Origin of the sequence: Haloarcula sp. R1-2, assembly GCF_011627385.1 — an archaeon.
Taxonomy (GTDB): domain Archaea; phylum Halobacteriota; class Halobacteria; order Halobacteriales; family Haloarculaceae; genus Haloarcula; species Haloarcula marismortui.
In genome coordinates this window covers 150396-166812 of record NZ_JAANTG010000005.1, presented here as the reverse complement: position 1 = coordinate 166812, position 16417 = coordinate 150396, and the positions used below count along the sequence as shown (strand labels likewise).

The following is a 16417-nucleotide window of genomic DNA, read 5'->3' as shown; positions in this document are numbered from 1 at the left end:
ACAGCGAGACTGGAGTGTCGACCCCTCTCTCTGGACAGGAATCAGCACCGAACGATATCCCTCGTCTTCCTGTGGCAACTCGCCGCGAGCATCTGTTACTACGCCGTGTTCGCAGCCACGCCGTTTCTCCGGGACGAGTTCGGGCTGACCGGAACGAAAGCCGGACTCGTGGTGACGGTACTGACGCTCGGCTACGCGGTGTTTTTACTGCCACTGGGTGCGGTCACGGACCGGTACGGCGAACACAGCACCCTCTCGATGGGCCTCGTCGGCCTCGCCGGGGGCGCGCTGCTCGTCCCGGTCGCGGACACGTACGGACTGTTGCTGTGCAGTGTCTTCGTCTTCGGTGCGCTGTATGGCACGGCGATACCGGGCACGAACAAGGCGATATTTGGAAACGTCCCGTCCGGGCGGCAAAACCTCGCTGGCGTCGCCGTCGCCGACGCTCACCAACGGGATAGTGGGCAATAGAATCCGGGGCGGCTCGGATAACTCTGGGTTCCCGAAATCGGTTCGGATGATTCCCCAGTATGTGGGTCCGCCACGGGGAGCGCCTGTGTGCCAGTACCGGAACGTTTACAGCTGGATCGGTGTATCATTGATACATGGCACTGGAAACGGTACTGGTCGCTGGCAGGCCCGGTGACGAGGGTAACGGGCAGCAACTCGCATCGACGGCGATCGACATAGCGAAGCCGGCGGATGCCCGAGTGATCGTCGGCCAAATATTCACTGATGAGGAATACGAAACTAGCAAAACAAGTCTGGGTTTCGACGCCGCCTCCGAAGTGTCGCCCGAACAGATAGCGGCCCAACACGGGCTCTTCAAGTCGATCGTCTCACAGCTCGACTCCGCAGAAGTCGAGTACGAACTGCGCACTGCAACTGGGCCACACGCGAACAGCATCATGGACCTAGCTGCCGACGTAGATCTCATCATTGTCGGTGGAGCGAACCGCTCACCGACGGGGAAAGCCGTCTTCGGCTCCACCACGCAAGATGTCCTCCTTCAGGCCCCCTGTCCCGTGGTGTTCGTCCGTCGAGAGTGACCGGTGTGAAACTGTGGCGCACAGCTTCGATGCCACCTGAGGACTTGGCGGCGTGCCTTGAAGACCTAATCTGCCGGTTCAATCCCGGCGCGTCCGAAATAACTGCCGTTATTTCAGAGACACAGCGTGAGTCCGGATTCTGCGGACTGTCTTGCAAGCCGCTTCGCCGAGTTGAACGGTGCAAATTGGAGCGGTTTCCTGAAGTCCGGTGAAGTCTGGCCTCGTGGCTTCATCTATGAGTGAGACCGTGCAGAGATGACTACTCCTTCGCTTGATTGGAACCCTGTTTGAAGCTCTCGATAACAACTGCGATTTTGTCCGTCGATGGAACGTCTCGGACGCTGTACTCGTGTGGGTGCTGCTGGTCATGTGGATATTCACCCGGTTGCGGGATATCGTATGTTTTGGTGCCTTGGAAACCGCTCAAGAACTCTCGGGTGAGCATCGGTTCTACGAACGCCAGCTGTGACCCCTCTTTGTCCCCGATGAATCCCTGAATGAGTGTGTTGTCAAAGTTCGTGGGATCACCCTGCTCGTCGGGACCGTTTGGGAGCTCAGGAGCGTCTGTCGGCGCTGCGTGTTCACCCATGTCTGTAATATACCGCTCATCAGCGACGGGCGGCGGTGGTCGCATGTACCCCTCTGGAAGTTGAGCGAAGTCGAAGTTAGTCTCGATTCCGTCCGATGTTTTGGCATCGTACGGTGGAACCTGCGGACCCGCAATGTTGTCCACCGTTGCCGGGTCAAGCATGTGGAAGTGGATATCGAAATGGGGCTTCTCCCACGCTCCTTTGCCACCAAAATGGCCGTCTGGATTCCAGTTGAGTCCCAAGAAAGTAAATGGCGTATTAGCCGCGTCCGGGAACGGCACAAAGAACTGGAGCGACTGTTTGAAGTGGATCGTTGCTGCCTGTCCGCCAATCCGATACTTATCAGTCTCTGCCCGATTGTCTGATTCAGTTATATCCGTCTCGTCTGGAAGCCCTTCGAGTGCGGCGTGATCGAACTCAATTCCGTGATACTTCGCCTCTCCTGAGGGTGTTTCACTCGTAAAGGTTCGGACTCGCCCGTTTCCGAGGGTAACGCTTCGTCCATACTCAGTGATTCCACTTGGCGGAAAGCCCTCCAAGCTATCGGTGCTATTTCCAGTACCCTTCGCGTCGGACTGCTCATCGTTGGCAGTTGCTATAGGTAGACCGACTCCGCCTAATATCGCACTTCCTGCAAGGGTCGACTGAAGCAGTGTTCGCCGACTTAGTGCGACCGTCGAATGGTCTGGCGACTGACCTGCTTCCTGTGTCTGATCGGAATCTTCCACCATACTAAAAAATATATTTCCATTTACACTTTAAGCTGTGCGCGGCTGGAATAGAACCGCACCCCTCCAACGAGTTCGCCGCGCTGTCAACCTAAAACAACCTCCTGCGTTGGAGTCAGCAAAATCTGACACTGGACTGCTGGCCACGGTACTCAGATTGGCGCGGCGATTGTGCTGTGCTTTGTCGCCGGAAGAAACCCAGTGGCGTGGGTTTACTTGCCACCGTGAGGCTGGTCTTGGAAACCCCTCACCCAGCGGGGGTCACAAAATTGCTTCTCACACTGCCGTCAGACTGCCATCGTGACAGTTCCATGCCCTTGCAAGGACAGCCTGAGCTGGTCCGTTGACGCTATACTTCCTATATCACCCCGGTTAGATGACGAACGTAACCTGACGGAACCACCATGGCTTAAGTACACAACTGCACTACAGAAGAGGCGAATGGGCTCGGGGCCGGAGTTGACGCAGACATCGCTGGAGACACTTCAGGAAGCACTCCAAACGGAGCGAATTACCTACGTTGATACGCTGAATGAAGATATCGGCGCAGTTGTTGAGAGTGCAGACCAGCTTGCCTTCGATTACGTCGTCGGTGATGTCTCTGACTATGGCGTGTCCTCGAATGACCATGTCCATCTTGATCTGGTCCATGAGGGCTCGACGATTCACTGCGTACTCTTCGGATACAAGCGGTCAGCTATCGACGCTACGATCGAGGATGGGATGCAGGTGGCTGTGAAAGGCTCACTGTCGTACTACGAAGACGGGGGAAACGTGTCCGTCATCGTCGAAGACATCGTTGAGGTCGGTGAAGGCACGTACCAGCGGATATACGAGCAAAATCGGCAACTGCTGGACTCGGATGGGTTGCTTGATCCGGAGCACAAACAGGCGCTTCCAGACTTCCCAGAACGAATCGGGATCGCCACCAGTGCAACAAGCGATGCCCGAATGGATGCAATTACCAGCATTCACGAGCGATATCCTGACGTTGATATCGTCATCCAGAACACGAGTGTTCAGGGCGACGATGCAATGATGTCGATCATGGGTGCGATCAGTGAACTCGATGACGACCCGCGGGTCGACGTTATCGTTCTCACTCGCGGCGGCGGTTCTGACAAGCATCTCCGGGTGTTCAACGAAACACCGCTCTGCCGTGTCATCCACAAAACCGAGACGCCAGTCGTGGTTGGAGTCGGCCACGAGAACGACCGAACACTGGCCGATGAAGTGGCCGACAGGCGGGTGATGACACCGACCGAGGTGGGCAACATCGTTCCAGAGCGGACCACGCTGGACGCGGAACTGGAAACACTCGAAGAACGTCTCAACACAGCCTACACAGAGACTGCCGAGACGACGCTGGAAACGATGGATGACCGACTCACACGGGCCTACAGACGAACAGTTGAGTCGGATCTGTCTGCGTTCGAAGCTGAGTTGGACCGCACATACGACACCCACGTTCGAGATGAACTGACTGATCTTGCGAACCGGCTAGAGCAAGCGCGGACCCAGTATGACCAGCAGCGAAAACGTGAACAAGAGGTCGCTGCCCATCGCCGCCAGCGTCGACGGCTGCTGCTCATCTTGGTAGCACTGGGCTTGCTTGTTGTGGCCTTGCTCCTGTACATCCTGCTTCCACTATGAAAGACGAGACAATCGCCGACAAGACCGACCGACTTGAACAGATTATCGAACAGCTCGAAAACGGAGACGTCGCGCTGGAACGAGCGAACGAACTCCATGCTGAGGGCACGGAACTGATTGCTGAGTTGGAATCCGAGCTAGCTGTTGGGGATGGCGAGGTTATTGATCGCTGAAGTCCGGTTGAAACTGTTTTGAGCTATAGTAGCTCTCCTCACAGAACGTCCCGTATTTCGATTTCTGTGGTGGCTCTTGCGATGGCTGCACCCTCGCCGTCAACGTTTATCTCAGAAAGTTAAGACCCAATGGACGGCTAGACAGCGGATTTAGATTAGCTAACCAACAGCCGGGACAGTTCTCATTCTCTGTTGGTTAGCGTCTTCAGAGTACTGGAAGAGTCCGGGTACGCTTACGAAGTCTATGTGCCCTCACAGAATGCTTCGAATCCGGGCCAGCAGTCCGGTGACTCGTCCGGCACACGCCGGAGGCGCTCATGCACATCCTGCCAGATACCTGGGTGCGTTTGTAGATATTCGCTGAGCACCCACGTTGAGCGGTGGGTGCGTATTTGGACACACTGCCGATGGCACACTCGTCGCAAATGTACTTTCTACGGGCCAACACATCGACTTTCGAGGTCGCTGCTGGCGCGTCCTGCACGACCCAGTCCCGATGGTCACCCCAAATATCTATCTCGAGGCGAGAAGCTACGACAAGGCGATTTATCCCTGATTTAATCGCGTTAATTCGGCGAAAACCGGCCCCAAATCGGCCTCATGGCTTGGCCCCCTTATCACCTCCCGCCCGATACGTCGAGTTGCAATGTTCGAAGCAGATCCGCTGACGATTGTCCAGTTCGCAAACGAAACGGCTCAGATGGGGATGCAGGCAGGCCCACCGACAGACCTCCCCGCGCAGGTTCCGGACTTCGTCGGGAACATTCTGGCTGAGGTTAGCTCCGCGGCCGGCGGTGAGTCCGGTGGCCTCGGTGAGGTGATCAGCAGCATGACACCTGGTGGCAGTGAGGCCGGGGCGAATACGGCCGCAGAGAACGCGACTTCGGCCGCGAACGGGGCCGCGGACAATGCCCCTGGCAAATAAGCACGCAGTGGTTCCACCAGTTGGACCTGATTGGGGTACGGAATGATTGTCTGGCGCTGACCGTTCTTTTGACCGCTCTAAGCAGGTGTAACTACCGTTTCAGCGTATGGGTGTCTGACGACGAGACCAAGATCGCTGGGGAGTGAGTGGTTCGGTTGGTTGTGGCTAACCAAGCCGACCGCGAGGCGGTTCGAGATATCTTGTTGCATACCGCCTCCTCGTTCCCCTTAAAAAGTAACCGCAATAAGCCGTCGTAATCACATCGGTTCTTTCCTAGCTAAAGACGGATGAGAGCAAGTAATTAAACCAGACGACCGCAGTTCCTGTCTATTCGGGACGTAGTTGCCGTTGAGCTTCTATTGCTCCGCTCTGACGAATCCGGACTTCATGCGTCTCAACAGAGAAACGAACCTCGGTAAACTGTCGCCCCGCTACTGCCTGAAGCCCGTTGCAGAGCGACTCAGCGTCGACGTACTCGTCCAGTACTGGTACGTCATCAGTAGACAACTCCTCCAGAACTTCTGCAAGCTCTACGATGAGCTCAGTGTCGCCGTCCCAGTCATGAACTGCAAGCGTTTCCCAGTTCTGGGAAAGCGATGGAGTAGCAGCGCTCTCTGACATACCTACATTCGGTTACATACGTACATGAAAACATCGGCCTAAGTATCAGTAGTAATAACTACGTCAAAATAAATTAAATCAAGTAGTGGGGCTCCGAGAGCGTCTCGAAAAGCGTGGTTCAGTACAACCTCCTCGGCGTCACCATCAGCCGAAACAACGGCCACGGAGAACTCGCAGCTGTTCCAGTTATCGGCTGCAGTCGCACCATCAACGCCGAAAAAAGGCGGTTGGCCCTGAGTGAGTAGTTCATGTGATCTGGTCAGTACAGAGGAACAGGCTAACAGAGCCGTCCGCGTTCGACTCGGTGGTTGCCAGTAGTACCGCGCAAGATACAGAGGGTGTATCCAGCATACTGAGATTCGATTGCATTCTCGGAGAAACTGGTGAAAACTGGACTAGTCAAATAGCTACGTCACAGTGGCTCGATAATGCCAATTGTCGTGGCCACCGCCACGATCATGAAGAGACCACCGGAACCCAGAACCGCTACAGCTTTTTGTTGACGGAACTGGAGACATTGTCTCTGTCTATGCCAGCGCTGCCTGTCGAGACTGGGTTTCACCTGACCCAGTGTGGCAACCTTCGTGTGCAGGGCTGCGATTGATACTAGCTAACAAACCATAGTTAAAATTAATTATCGACGGCGAATACCACCAAAACAGGTTCTGGTCCCCGCTGCAGGCCGACTCCTACGCCACCCTCACGTGGGAGAGGCGGTATGCAGGATCCGGAACCTGTCCGTGTCTCTGACAATTGCGGTTGTCGGGCGAGACTGTCGGTGCCCACCGTCGCCCGACATGCCCCTTTTGCAAGGAACATAGCACCTGTTTGACACCACTCTGGTCACAGCACTCCGTCACTGGTGGTCACCTCCAGCGACGGGTCTGGTCGGCGTAGGTAGGTCCGTGAGCGTGTCTGACGGCGTCAGTCAACGTACCTCGTTCGTGCGAGCGTCGAACTCGTCCCGGTTGATGCGGTTTTGCCCGGTGAGTGTGCTGAGATTCTGATAGAGCCGGCTGTCATTGAGCGGCGGAGCCCTCTTCTTTGAGCTTGAGCCTGAGGACGGGACTATCAACGATACTAATACGAGACTAATCAATTTCTACCGACAGGTTCGGGACAACCCAGAGGAGCTTATTGACAAACTTGAATCGTTTGACGACCCTGAATCCAAGGTAAACCCAGATAACGACTATTCTGAAACCAGCCATACCGGTCGCGAAATCAAGAATTATTATTACCAACAGCGAGCGCGATTTAATAAGCGGCCGTACGGTGAAAACTTTGATCCACTCACCGAAGCGGCATTGCTCATGTATTTGAATCGAACGTGCTACAACGGCCTCTATCGAGAGAACAACAGTGGTGGATACAACGTTCCGATTGGCGATTTCACTGACCCCGACTGGGTTCAACACGAACGGATTCACAAAGCCAGTACAGTGCTCACAGGAACGGACATTCGCAATGACGACTTCACATATATCCTTGACGCCGCAGAGCCTGGTGATTTAGTTTATTTCGACCCACCCTACAAGCCGATGAGTTCGACTGCCTACTTCACTAATTACAGTGCCGACGGATTCGACCAAGACGACCAGAAACGGCTCTTAGAAGTAGTTCAAACGCTCGCAGAACAAGATGCACACGTCATCGTCAGTAATAGCGGTGTGATGTATGAAATGTACGAAGATGCTGGCCTCCAGGTCGACAAAGAGGCTGCGACTCGGGCCATAAATAGCGATGGTGACAGTCGCGGCGAAGTGGACGAAATAATCGCGACAACAGTCGAACCAGCGAACCGGGCCACAAAAGGCCAAACGTCTCTTGGCCAGTATAATTCTTGAGTTGAGCCCTACTGACGCTACCAACAATGACTGTGTACAATAGGTGATAGAATAGAATCCAACGCGAGATCCGGGCAGTGTACTCTACTTACCGCTGATGATGTTGTTCGCTTCGTCACGGGTACGCTTCGCGGCCTCCTGTGCATAGCCCTCGTGTGTTGTTTCGATGGACTTGTGCCGCAGTACGTCCTGCGCCAGCTGTGGGTTTTCGCGATAGAGTTCACGACCGAGGCCACGGCGAGCCCCGTGAGGTTTCAGCGGCTCCTCGAAGTCATACTCAGACCACTCACAGAGGTCTGCCAGTATGTTCCGGGCTGACTGCGTTGTGATCGACGGCGTCGGGTCCAGTGCTTTCGCCGCGTTGTCGAGCCTGGGGAACACGGCCTCGTTCTCGTCGGGCTCTCGGAGTTGCTTCCAGCGCCGGAGCGGGCGAAGTGCATCGTCGAGGATGGGTGCAGACTCACGGGTGCGATTCTTGCCGAACACTTGCATCGTGCCAGCATCGAGGTTGACGTGCCGCCACCGCAGGCCGTTCCGTTCTTCATCATCGGAGACGGCGACGAGTTCCGCACTGCGGGCTCCGGAGTAGGCGAGTAAGGAGACGAGTGCCTGGTCGCGGTAGGCCGCCGTGCGGTCAATGTCGTCGCTCTCGCCGGCTTCATCGACGCGGGCGGTGGCAGTCGCGCAAATGGCTTCGCGGTCGCGTGTCGTCCAGTACTGTTGGTCGGTTTCAGTCTCGTCGGTCGGAAGCGGGCCTTCGGCGTGGTTGGTCTTGGCCGGGTTCGTCGGTACCAGACCCTCGTAGACAGCCCACGTGAGAAATGAGCGGACGTAGGCGAAGTAGCGGCGGGCAGTCTCAGGTGAAATATCGTCCCGATCATCGGCTCGGGCTAGCTCACGAGCGTACTGCCGGCAGAGATCATCGTCAATCTCCTCGGGGCTGGTGATATCGTGTTGATCTCGTGCCCACGCGGCGAATTTCCGCAGCACGCTCGCGACGTTTGTTCGGTAGCGCCCGGAGTCGATATCGACGAGTCGTTTCTCGATGGCTGTTTCGAGGGCGTCATTCCCGGGAGTAGCGTCGTATGCAGGCGGAAGCCGATCCATGCTTCCCGTACAGCGGCCTCCCGCCTAAAACTGGTGGTGCTTACTATTGTAATACAAACCCAATCGCAAAACCAGAATTTCGGCGTTTCAGGCACTGTGTGTCTGAATATTCGGGCTTCCTGTGTCTGATAAAGTCTATGTAGCTATATAAATTTCCGCCGCTCCAGGAGCCAGAGCTTCGGTAGATGAATTTCTACAAATCAGAAGGATTCTGATAGGTTAGTTCTGAAGCCACTGAGATGACCGTTGAGAGTGGTTCTCGGAAGATTCGGAAACTACACCCTTCCGTTTATCCGATTGGTTTCCGAATTACTACATATGATTACCAACGCTCGCGTGTTACAACCCGAGTTCATTCCTCAGGAGGTGAAACACCGCTCTGCCGAGGTGAGCCACCTCTCCGACACACTGCGTCCGATTATGACCGAGGGACGCCCGGAGCCATCGTTCCTGTACGGGCCGTCTGGAGCTGGGAAGACATGCATAGCCAAGTACACTGTCAAGCAACTCCGCGAGAACGTGGTCGACCTGAACTACCAGTACGTGAACTGCTGGGAGGATTACAGCCGATTCAAGACGCTCTACCGGATTCTCGACGGCATCAACGAGACGTGGGACATCCACCGTCAGTCAACCCCGAAAGACGAACTGTTAGAGCGGCTACGCGAGTACGACGGCGCACACTACGTAGTGATTCTCGACGAGGTCGACCAGCTCCAGGATAAGAAAATCCTCTACGATCTCCATCGGATTCCTCATCTCACAATGATCCTCATTGCGAACCGCGAGGAAGACGCGTTCAGTTTGCTTGATGAGCGTCTGTACAGCCGTCTCCAGAACTGCCCCCGCATTCGGTTCAACAACTACGACTTGGCGGAGTTGGTGTCGATTATCGAGGATCGGGCGCGGTGGGGACTCAGACCAGACGCACTCGCACAGAACGAGATGGAACTAATCGCGGACCACGCTGCTGGCGATGCTCGTGCTGCTATCGGTATCCTTCGCAACGCGACCAGGATGGCTTCCCAGCGAGGTTATGAACAAATCACAGCTGAACTAATTCGGGAAGCAGTTCCGGAAGCGAACTCGGAAATTCGACAGAAGACGACAGACAAGCTCACCGACCACCAGCAGATTCTCTACGATATCATCACCGACAGTGGGAAAATCAGTGGCGGCGACCTCTACGAACAGTACTGTACTGAAGTCGACTCTGCAAAAACGCGGCGAACTATGAGGAACTATCTTTCTAAGCTTAAACAATACAATCTCGTCGTCGCATCAGGAAATACAAAAGGACGATCGTATAGCCCGCAAACCTGATTGAACGTTTGCTTTCTTACTGGGGCAGGCCAGTTACTCATTTTTTGTGGGTAAGAGACAGAGATATAGAGAGTAGACACAGCACACTGATTTTTATTAGTCCTCTGCAGGACAGGAGAATAATTTATTTAGTGAACGTGGTTACTTATTGTGTATTGTGCCAACCAAAAAATTTTCATTACCATATTTATATTACACATCTAATGAGGAGGGTGTGGGAGGCGGGCCTAAGTATTGCATTGGTTTTTTTGATGATGACAACCCCCGTTGCGGGGGTAGTAGAACTTCAGAATAATCATTCACCTAGTACCCAAAACACAGCAAACACCTTACAGACTTCTTCAGCTCAAATTACGGCCACTGAGGCAGAAGGTGGGGCCTATTCACCTGGAGAAACGGTGCCTGTTGATTTTACTGTAGAAAATACGGGCGATACGAGCGAAGAATTTTATGTTGACGTAAGTCTCCAGCGGCCGAATGGGAACTGGGTGACGGGTGAGGGGAGGTCAGTTCTCCTCTCTCCAGGGGAATCAATCTCACTTACACTTGGCGTCAAAATTCCTGATGATGCCACTGAAGGAAGTTATGGTGCAGGTTCCGGAGTTTTCCAGACGAGTGCAAAAGATGAGCTACATGATTACGGTCAAGACTTAGATTCTTTCACCGTTGAATCTCCATCAACAGATGCGGACGTAACTAGCACATATGCGGAAAGTGGCACGTATCAACCAGGGGACTCAGTGCCAGTTGACGTCACTGTCGAGAATACTGGTGATACGACACACGACTTCTATGTAGATGCGAGTGTCCAACGTCCCGACGGTGGCTGGGTAACTGGCGAAGCTACGACCGTCTATCTCTCTCCCGGTGAGACTGAGACAATTACTCTTAACGGCGAAATTCCCGACGACGCTGAAGAAGGAACGTGGAGCGCAGGGTCTGGCGTATTCCACAGTAGCGCTAAAGACGACCGATATGACTACGGTCAAGACTTAGATTCTTTCACCGTTGAATCTCCATCAACAGATGCGGACGTAACTAGTACATATGCGGAAAGCGGCACGTATCAACCGGGTGAATCCGTGCCAGTTGAAGTCACCGTCGAAAACACGGGTGATACGACGCACGACTTCTACGTAGATTCGAGTGTTCAGCGTCCCGACGGTGGCTGGGTTACTGGCGAAGCTACGACCGTCTATCTCTCTCCCGGTGAGACTGAGACAGTCACTCTTTACGGCGAAATACCCGACTACGCTGAAGAAGGAACGTGGAGTGCAGGTTCGGGTATCTTCCACAGTAGCGCTAAAGATGACCGGTATGACTACGGTCAAGATTTAGATTCCTTCGAGGTCACGGGGGCAAATGAAGCGCCCACGATAGACCGAGAGTCACCGTCTGGTGATGTCTCAGTAACGGTCAGTGATTCCGTCGAGTTCCAAGTCGATGGCGAAGACCCAGACGGGAATCTTGAGGACGTGGAGTGGTACATTAATGGCGACTATATCCAGACCCAGAGTATAGACGGTAGTGTTGACACGGCAACGTGGTCACACGAGTTTGACCAGTCTGGAACGTATACGGTCGAAGCAGTTGTATTCGATTCAGAGAATGCGGATAGTCAGTCTGTCAGGTGGGATGTCACGGTTGAGCAGCCAGACGAGACAAACGCACGTATCACCCAAACGCTAGCCGATAGTGGAAACTACAGTCCAGGGGATAGGGTGCCGATTGAAACCACCGTCGAAAATACAGGTAACACGGAGCATGATTTCTACGTAGATGCGAGTGTCCAGCGTCCCGACGGTGGCTGGGTTACTGGCGAAGCTACGACCGTCTATCTCTCTCCCGGTGAGACTGAGACAGTCACTCTTTACGGCGAAATACCCGACGACGCTGAAGAAGGAACGTGGAGTGCAGGTTCGGGTATCTTCCACAGTAGCGCTAAAGATGACCGGTATGACTACGGTCAAGATTTAGATTCCTTCGAGGTCACGGGAGCAAATGAAGCGCCCACGATAGACCGAGAGTCTCCGTCTGGTGATGTCTCAGTAACGGTCAGTGATTCCGTCGAGTTCCAAGTCGATGGCGAAGACCCAGACGGGAATCTTGAGGACGTGGAGTGGTACATTAATGGCGACTATATCCAGACCCAGAGTATAGACGGTAGTGTTGACACGGCAACGTGGTCACACGAGTTTGACCAGTCTGGAACGTATACAGTCGAAGCTGTCGTACTCGATACAGAGAATGCGGATAGCCAATCTGTTGAATGGGACGTCACGGTTGAGCAACCGGACGAAACTAGCGCACGTGTCACCCAAACGCTAGCCGATAGTGACACCTATAGACCGGGGGATAGAGTACCGGTTGAAATCACTGTCGAAAATACAGGCAACACTGAACACAACTTCTACGTAGATGCGAGTGTTCAGCGTCCCGACGGTGGCTGGGTAACTGGCGAAGCTACGACCGTTTATCTTTCTCCAGGTGAGACTGAGACAATTACTCTTAACGGCGAAATTCCCGACGACGCTGAAGAAGGAACGTGGAGCGCAGGGTCTGGTGTATTTCACAGTAGCGCTAAAGATGACCGATATGACTACGGCCAAGATGCAGATTCTTTTGAGGTTACCGGAGCTAACGAGCAGCCGTCAGCTGACCGTGAATCGCCATCTGGCGATCAGTCAGTAACGGTTGGTGACTCTGTTGAGTTCCAAGTTGGTGCTGAAGATCCAGACAGGAATCTTGCAGGAGTAGAATGGTACATTGATGACGCTGCCGTCTCCGAGAGTGATATCTCCGGATCGGACGATACCGCGACGTGGGAGACGACATTCGATGACTCCGGAACATATCACATCACTGCCGCCGTGTTCGATACTGAGCAGACCTACAGTGACGAGGTGACGTGGACAGTATCTGTTACTGAATCAGCCAGTGCGGAAATTAGAACTGTGGAACCACCAGAGGGTGCCTATGGGGCCGGCAACGATGCCCAGACCTCAGTAACAGTTGAAAATACGGGGCGAACCAGTAACGACTTTTTTGTCGGCTACAGCGTGCGTGGCCCTAATGGAGATTGGTATGATACTCTGGGACTAACAGGAAGAGAAATCACTCTGAATTCAAATGAACAAAAAGAAGTATCACTCTCCTGGCGTGTCCCACCAGAAGCTCCTACTGGTGACTACGATGTGAAGGTGGCTGTCTGGCGAGGAACGGACAGGCAGTCGCTGACAAACTTGGCAGATGAGCGTGTAATCACTGACGCCTTTGAAAAGCCATCGAACGTTGATGCGAGAGTTGATGATATCAGCGTCGAATCAAAAACAACCAAGGTTGATAGTTCGACTACGGTCGTGGCACGGATCAGCAATACTGGTTATATTGATCACAAGTTCGATATACGTATTACTGGTATTGGGCCGGATGGGAACCGCTATCCCAACCTGTTCACTCATCCGGAAGCTATTGAGAAAAGTACGACTGATCGAGTCGAACAAGGATGGTACGTTCCAAATATAGCTAAAAAAGGCGTTTACGATATCCAGGTAGAGGTGATTGACAGTAGTAATGATAATAAAGTTGTGTCGTCAGAGATGTTAGAAGATGCGATTCAAGTAGGTGAATCCGAATCTGATAACATTGAAATTAGATCAACATCTCAGGTAACCGGGGTATACGATATCGGCGATACAATCTCAGCGCAAGCAGACATTCAGAACACTGGTGACAATCAAGAGCGGTACTACGTGCGTTACCAAGCCAGAACTGATGGAGGGGACTGGAAAAATAAAGCCCGGTCGATAGTTACACTTCCTCCAGGAGAGACTGATACCGCGTATCTCTCTTGGTTCACTGATGATGATACAACAGGGACCTATGAGACTCGAATTGTGGTGCAGACGAGAGATGCAACGACTGTCGGCAAAAACACATTTAGTGACGATATAGAAATTAAGAGCACCTCGAAGCCGCCAGAAGGCTACGATCTCACAATCGTCACAACTGGTACTGATGGGGAGCCTTTAGACCGAGCAGTAACCGTTAGCGGAGCCAGAACCTACGATATGCGCACTGGAAATGACGGTAAATTGACAATAACTGGGCTCTATGAATCTAGTCCCGGGAGGCTTCCCGAGGCAAGTATCTACGTCAACGAACCGGGCTCACTCGCTCCAACAACTCGTGATATCGTGCTCTCAAGAGGTGGGACCACAACTGAGTTCTCATTCAGCGAGTCTACCACAATCGAAGGAGAAGTGTATCGGGATGACGGCCCGGTTATCGATGATGCTACAGTGGAAATTCGCGGACAGCAAGCAGTTACAAACGCTGATGGGCGGTTTGTTATGGATGAGAAGTATTCGATTCCGTCAGATCAGTCTCATATTGACGCCACTGTCACAGTCAAGCGTGACGGAGAAGTATTGAAACGGACTGAAAAGGAAATTGAACCCGGCGAGAACGATATTGGCGTTGTCCTGTACGGTGAACCCCCAATCGACCTCGAAGAGGCTGAAACTGGATTCTTTAGTGGTCGGATAGCGTTCGAAGATAATCCGCGGAAGCACAGTAATCCGGGATTCCTATTGGGCTGGATCGCGAGTGGAATTGCTGTTTTTGGTGATGTTAGAGACGCTGGTGATGCAGTAAATGACCGCGATTGGTCTGATGCTGGGATTACCTTACTCGGATTGGCGCCAGAAATCGGGGATGCAGCGAAAACCTCGAAGATCATCTCGCGAGTGTCACGCTACTGGACTGCTAGCCGGTCTACACTAGTGAAGTTTGCTGCGAAGACAACAAAAGTACCATCAAAAGCCGTCAAACGCATTGATGCTGCCTACCCTGCTTTGAACCCCGGTTCTGTTTTGACTACACGGTATGGCCTTAGTGATAGCGTTGTTCAACAACTGGCAAAGAACGGTGCGCCAATGGATCGTGCGACATCGCGAGTCGAAGTTATCAAGAATCACGGCAATGGCCGTGTCTCAGACATTGCTGAGAGAGTTCGATCTGGTGGAACATTAAAATCAGAGTCAATCAAGGCGGCGACAACAGGTCTTAGAGATGAACACGGGATTTCGAAATCAGGCATTAATACGATACGTACTGACTATAACCCTGTAATCATCGAAGACGGGTTCAGCCAACTTGATCGGTGGCGAGAAGGGGCTAGTCTCACGAGTCGGACTAATACGGGGAACATTGTCGGTGACGTTACTGAGGCCCTAGCACTTCGCCAGGTCAAGGGACTCCATCCGAGCGCGACTGTGGTAAGCGACTTACGTGGTAAAAGTCCAGGACTTTACCTTCGACAAGGCCTAGGTGTGGGAAGCGGGGATTTTGATTACGTACTCGTTCGTGTCACCGAGAACGGTGAGTATGAGGTCAAACGTATCTATGAGGTGAGCGCAGAGCAACCCTCCGAGTACAAGCAATCCGAACAGATTCGCAACCAGCTGAGTGATCTTCGCAAAGGCAACCGCCAAATTAACAGTAGAGTCTTGGATGCGGATGACTTCGACGATGTCGATCCTTCGAGTGATCATTATACAATTGGTCCTCGTGAGTACCACAGCAGTAGTCCGAAATATGATAACGGATATGACTACGCTGTCCGGTATAATCGAGATGAAATCCAAGATATCAGTGAAGCTTACAAGAAACACAAAATCGATGCTGAACCCGCCTCTCAGCTGCCAACTAACCCACAGTCATCGCAGTTGAAACCTGCATCGGGAACTACCAATCCAACTATTGGGATCACGAAACCTGTGACTGTACCCTAAAAATAATATTTGATAGAATATCAATAATATACTCTCTGTTTACGGGTTCTGTTCCTACCCCTGTGACTTTGACTGTTATTGAATTAATAGTTCCAGTAGTACGAATTACAGTTTGGCCATTTGATTGTTCATACATCTGAACCCGGATTGGTTGATCAGTCCTGACTGTCGACTGTTCCGTAGTACCATTTCCTGTACTTTGTGCTTCTGAATAAGCACTGGCAGCCGCTTCGGTATCATGTATCGTGATGACAGTCAATAAATAAAGGGGAGTACTCTCATTTCCGCTATCCCGAAGGAATGTCCGAGAGTGATACTTTGTTATGTCGTACTCCACAAAATCTTCTTCTAAGGTGTCAGGATACTCATCTGCAGTATACTCTGACTCTGTTTCAAGTGAAAACGAACGAGATAAACCATTAACATAGGGTAGGGCTCTTGCTGTATCAGGGTCGCTCTCAGTATATAGGTCAGGAGAATCACTTACGGATTCGGTTTCTGTGCCGATATCGGAGTTCGAACCATTGATAAGTGAATTGCATCCTGTCAACGACAATACTAGTAATAGACAAAAAACAATTCGTAATTGCATACTATCTCTTTTCC

Annotated in this window: 11 protein-coding genes and 1 pseudogene; 8 read left to right on the top strand and 4 right to left on the bottom strand. The window is 52.7% G+C overall.

What is annotated here, in order from left to right; genetic code table 11:
- Positions 1-30: 30 nt before the first annotated feature.
- Together G9C82_RS20775 and G9C82_RS18650 are read left to right on the top strand one after the other, a co-directional pair.
- A pseudogene (locus G9C82_RS20775) lies at positions 31-426 on the top strand (MFS transporter); the annotation flags it as partial.
- 179 nt (positions 427-605) lie between these two features.
- The gene (locus tag G9C82_RS18650) at positions 606-1049 is read left to right on the top strand and encodes a universal stress protein (protein WP_127014980.1); all 444 of its coding nucleotides are present in this window, start codon (positions 606-608) and stop codon (positions 1047-1049) included.
- 259 nt (positions 1050-1308) lie between these two features.
- Here G9C82_RS18650 and G9C82_RS18645 read toward each other — a convergent pair whose 3' ends face one another.
- Positions 1309-2370 (bottom strand): hypothetical protein, encoded by a 1062-nt coding sequence (locus G9C82_RS18645; RefSeq protein WP_127014979.1) that lies wholly within the window; start codon positions 2368-2370, stop codon positions 1309-1311.
- Positions 2371-2808: 438 nt separating this feature from the next.
- Between G9C82_RS18645 and xseA the strand changes: the two genes are divergently transcribed.
- The 3 genes from xseA (at position 2809) to G9C82_RS18630 (ending at position 5118) form a co-directional block, all read left to right on the top strand.
- On the top strand, positions 2809-4020 hold the full coding sequence (gene xseA, locus G9C82_RS18640) for an exodeoxyribonuclease VII large subunit (protein ID WP_004966502.1): 1212 nt from the start codon (positions 2809-2811) through the stop codon (positions 4018-4020).
- On the top strand, positions 4017-4193 hold the full coding sequence (gene xseB, locus G9C82_RS18635; RefSeq protein ID WP_011225057.1) for an exodeoxyribonuclease VII small subunit: 177 nt from the start codon (positions 4017-4019) through the stop codon (positions 4191-4193). The genes xseA and xseB overlap by 4 nt, the downstream gene beginning before the upstream one ends.
- A gap of 646 nt (positions 4194-4839) precedes the next feature.
- On the top strand, positions 4840-5118 hold the full coding sequence (locus G9C82_RS18630) for a hypothetical protein (RefSeq protein ID WP_011225056.1): 279 nt from the start codon (positions 4840-4842) through the stop codon (positions 5116-5118).
- Positions 5119-5445: 327 nt separating this feature from the next.
- Here G9C82_RS18630 and G9C82_RS18625 read toward each other — a convergent pair whose 3' ends face one another.
- Entirely contained in the window at positions 5446-5739 is a 294-nt protein-coding gene (locus G9C82_RS18625; protein ID WP_127014978.1) for a hypothetical protein, read from the bottom strand.
- A gap of 1022 nt (positions 5740-6761) precedes the next feature.
- Here G9C82_RS18625 and G9C82_RS18620 point away from each other — a divergent pair.
- Complete coding sequence (locus G9C82_RS18620; RefSeq protein WP_241244145.1) at positions 6762-7586, top strand: Dam family site-specific DNA-(adenine-N6)-methyltransferase; 825 nt, start codon at positions 6762-6764, stop codon at positions 7584-7586.
- Positions 7587-7670: 84 nt separating this feature from the next.
- Here G9C82_RS18620 and G9C82_RS18615 read toward each other — a convergent pair whose 3' ends face one another.
- Complete coding sequence (locus G9C82_RS18615; RefSeq protein WP_127014977.1) at positions 7671-8693, bottom strand: site-specific integrase; 1023 nt, start codon at positions 8691-8693, stop codon at positions 7671-7673.
- Between the two features lie 318 nt (positions 8694-9011).
- Between G9C82_RS18615 and G9C82_RS18610 the strand changes: the two genes are divergently transcribed.
- Positions 9012-10016 (top strand): Cdc6/Cdc18 family protein, encoded by a 1005-nt coding sequence (locus G9C82_RS18610; protein WP_127014976.1) that lies wholly within the window; start codon positions 9012-9014, stop codon positions 10014-10016.
- Between the two features lie 203 nt (positions 10017-10219).
- A complete protein-coding gene (locus tag G9C82_RS18605) occupies positions 10220-15811 on the top strand; it encodes an Ig-like domain-containing protein (protein WP_127014975.1) in 5592 nt (1863 codons plus the stop codon).
- Here the strand turns inward: G9C82_RS18605 and G9C82_RS18600 are convergent.
- Complete coding sequence (locus G9C82_RS18600) at positions 15786-16403, bottom strand: hypothetical protein (RefSeq protein ID WP_127014974.1); 618 nt, start codon at positions 16401-16403, stop codon at positions 15786-15788. The two genes, G9C82_RS18605 and G9C82_RS18600, sit on opposite strands and share 26 nt — an antisense overlap.
- Between the last annotated feature and the right edge of the window lie 14 nt (positions 16404-16417).

Bases quoted from the DNA above. Each gene is read 5' to 3' on its own strand.
- xseA (WP_004966502.1), top strand. From the start codon at position 2,809: ATGGGCTCGGGGCCGGAGTTGACGCAGACATCGCTGGAGACACTTCAG.
- G9C82_RS18630 (WP_011225056.1), top strand. From the start codon at position 4,840: ATGTTCGAAGCAGATCCGCTGACGATTGTCCAGTTCGCAAACGAAACG.
- xseB (WP_011225057.1), top strand. From the start codon at position 4,017: ATGAAAGACGAGACAATCGCCGACAAGACCGACCGACTTGAACAGATT.
- G9C82_RS18610 (WP_127014976.1), top strand. From the start codon at position 9,012: ATGATTACCAACGCTCGCGTGTTACAACCCGAGTTCATTCCTCAGGAG.
- G9C82_RS18650 (WP_127014980.1), top strand. From the start codon at position 606: ATGGCACTGGAAACGGTACTGGTCGCTGGCAGGCCCGGTGACGAGGGT.
- G9C82_RS18615 (WP_127014977.1), bottom strand. From the start codon at position 8,693: ATGGATCGGCTTCCGCCTGCATACGACGCTACTCCCGGGAATGACGCC.
- G9C82_RS18645 (WP_127014979.1), bottom strand. From the start codon at position 2,370: ATGGTGGAAGATTCCGATCAGACACAGGAAGCAGGTCAGTCGCCAGAC.
- G9C82_RS18605 (WP_127014975.1), top strand. From the start codon at position 10,220: ATGAGGAGGGTGTGGGAGGCGGGCCTAAGTATTGCATTGGTTTTTTTG.
- G9C82_RS18600 (WP_127014974.1), bottom strand. From the start codon at position 16,403: ATGCAATTACGAATTGTTTTTTGTCTATTACTAGTATTGTCGTTGACA.
- G9C82_RS18625 (WP_127014978.1), bottom strand. From the start codon at position 5,739: ATGTCAGAGAGCGCTGCTACTCCATCGCTTTCCCAGAACTGGGAAACG.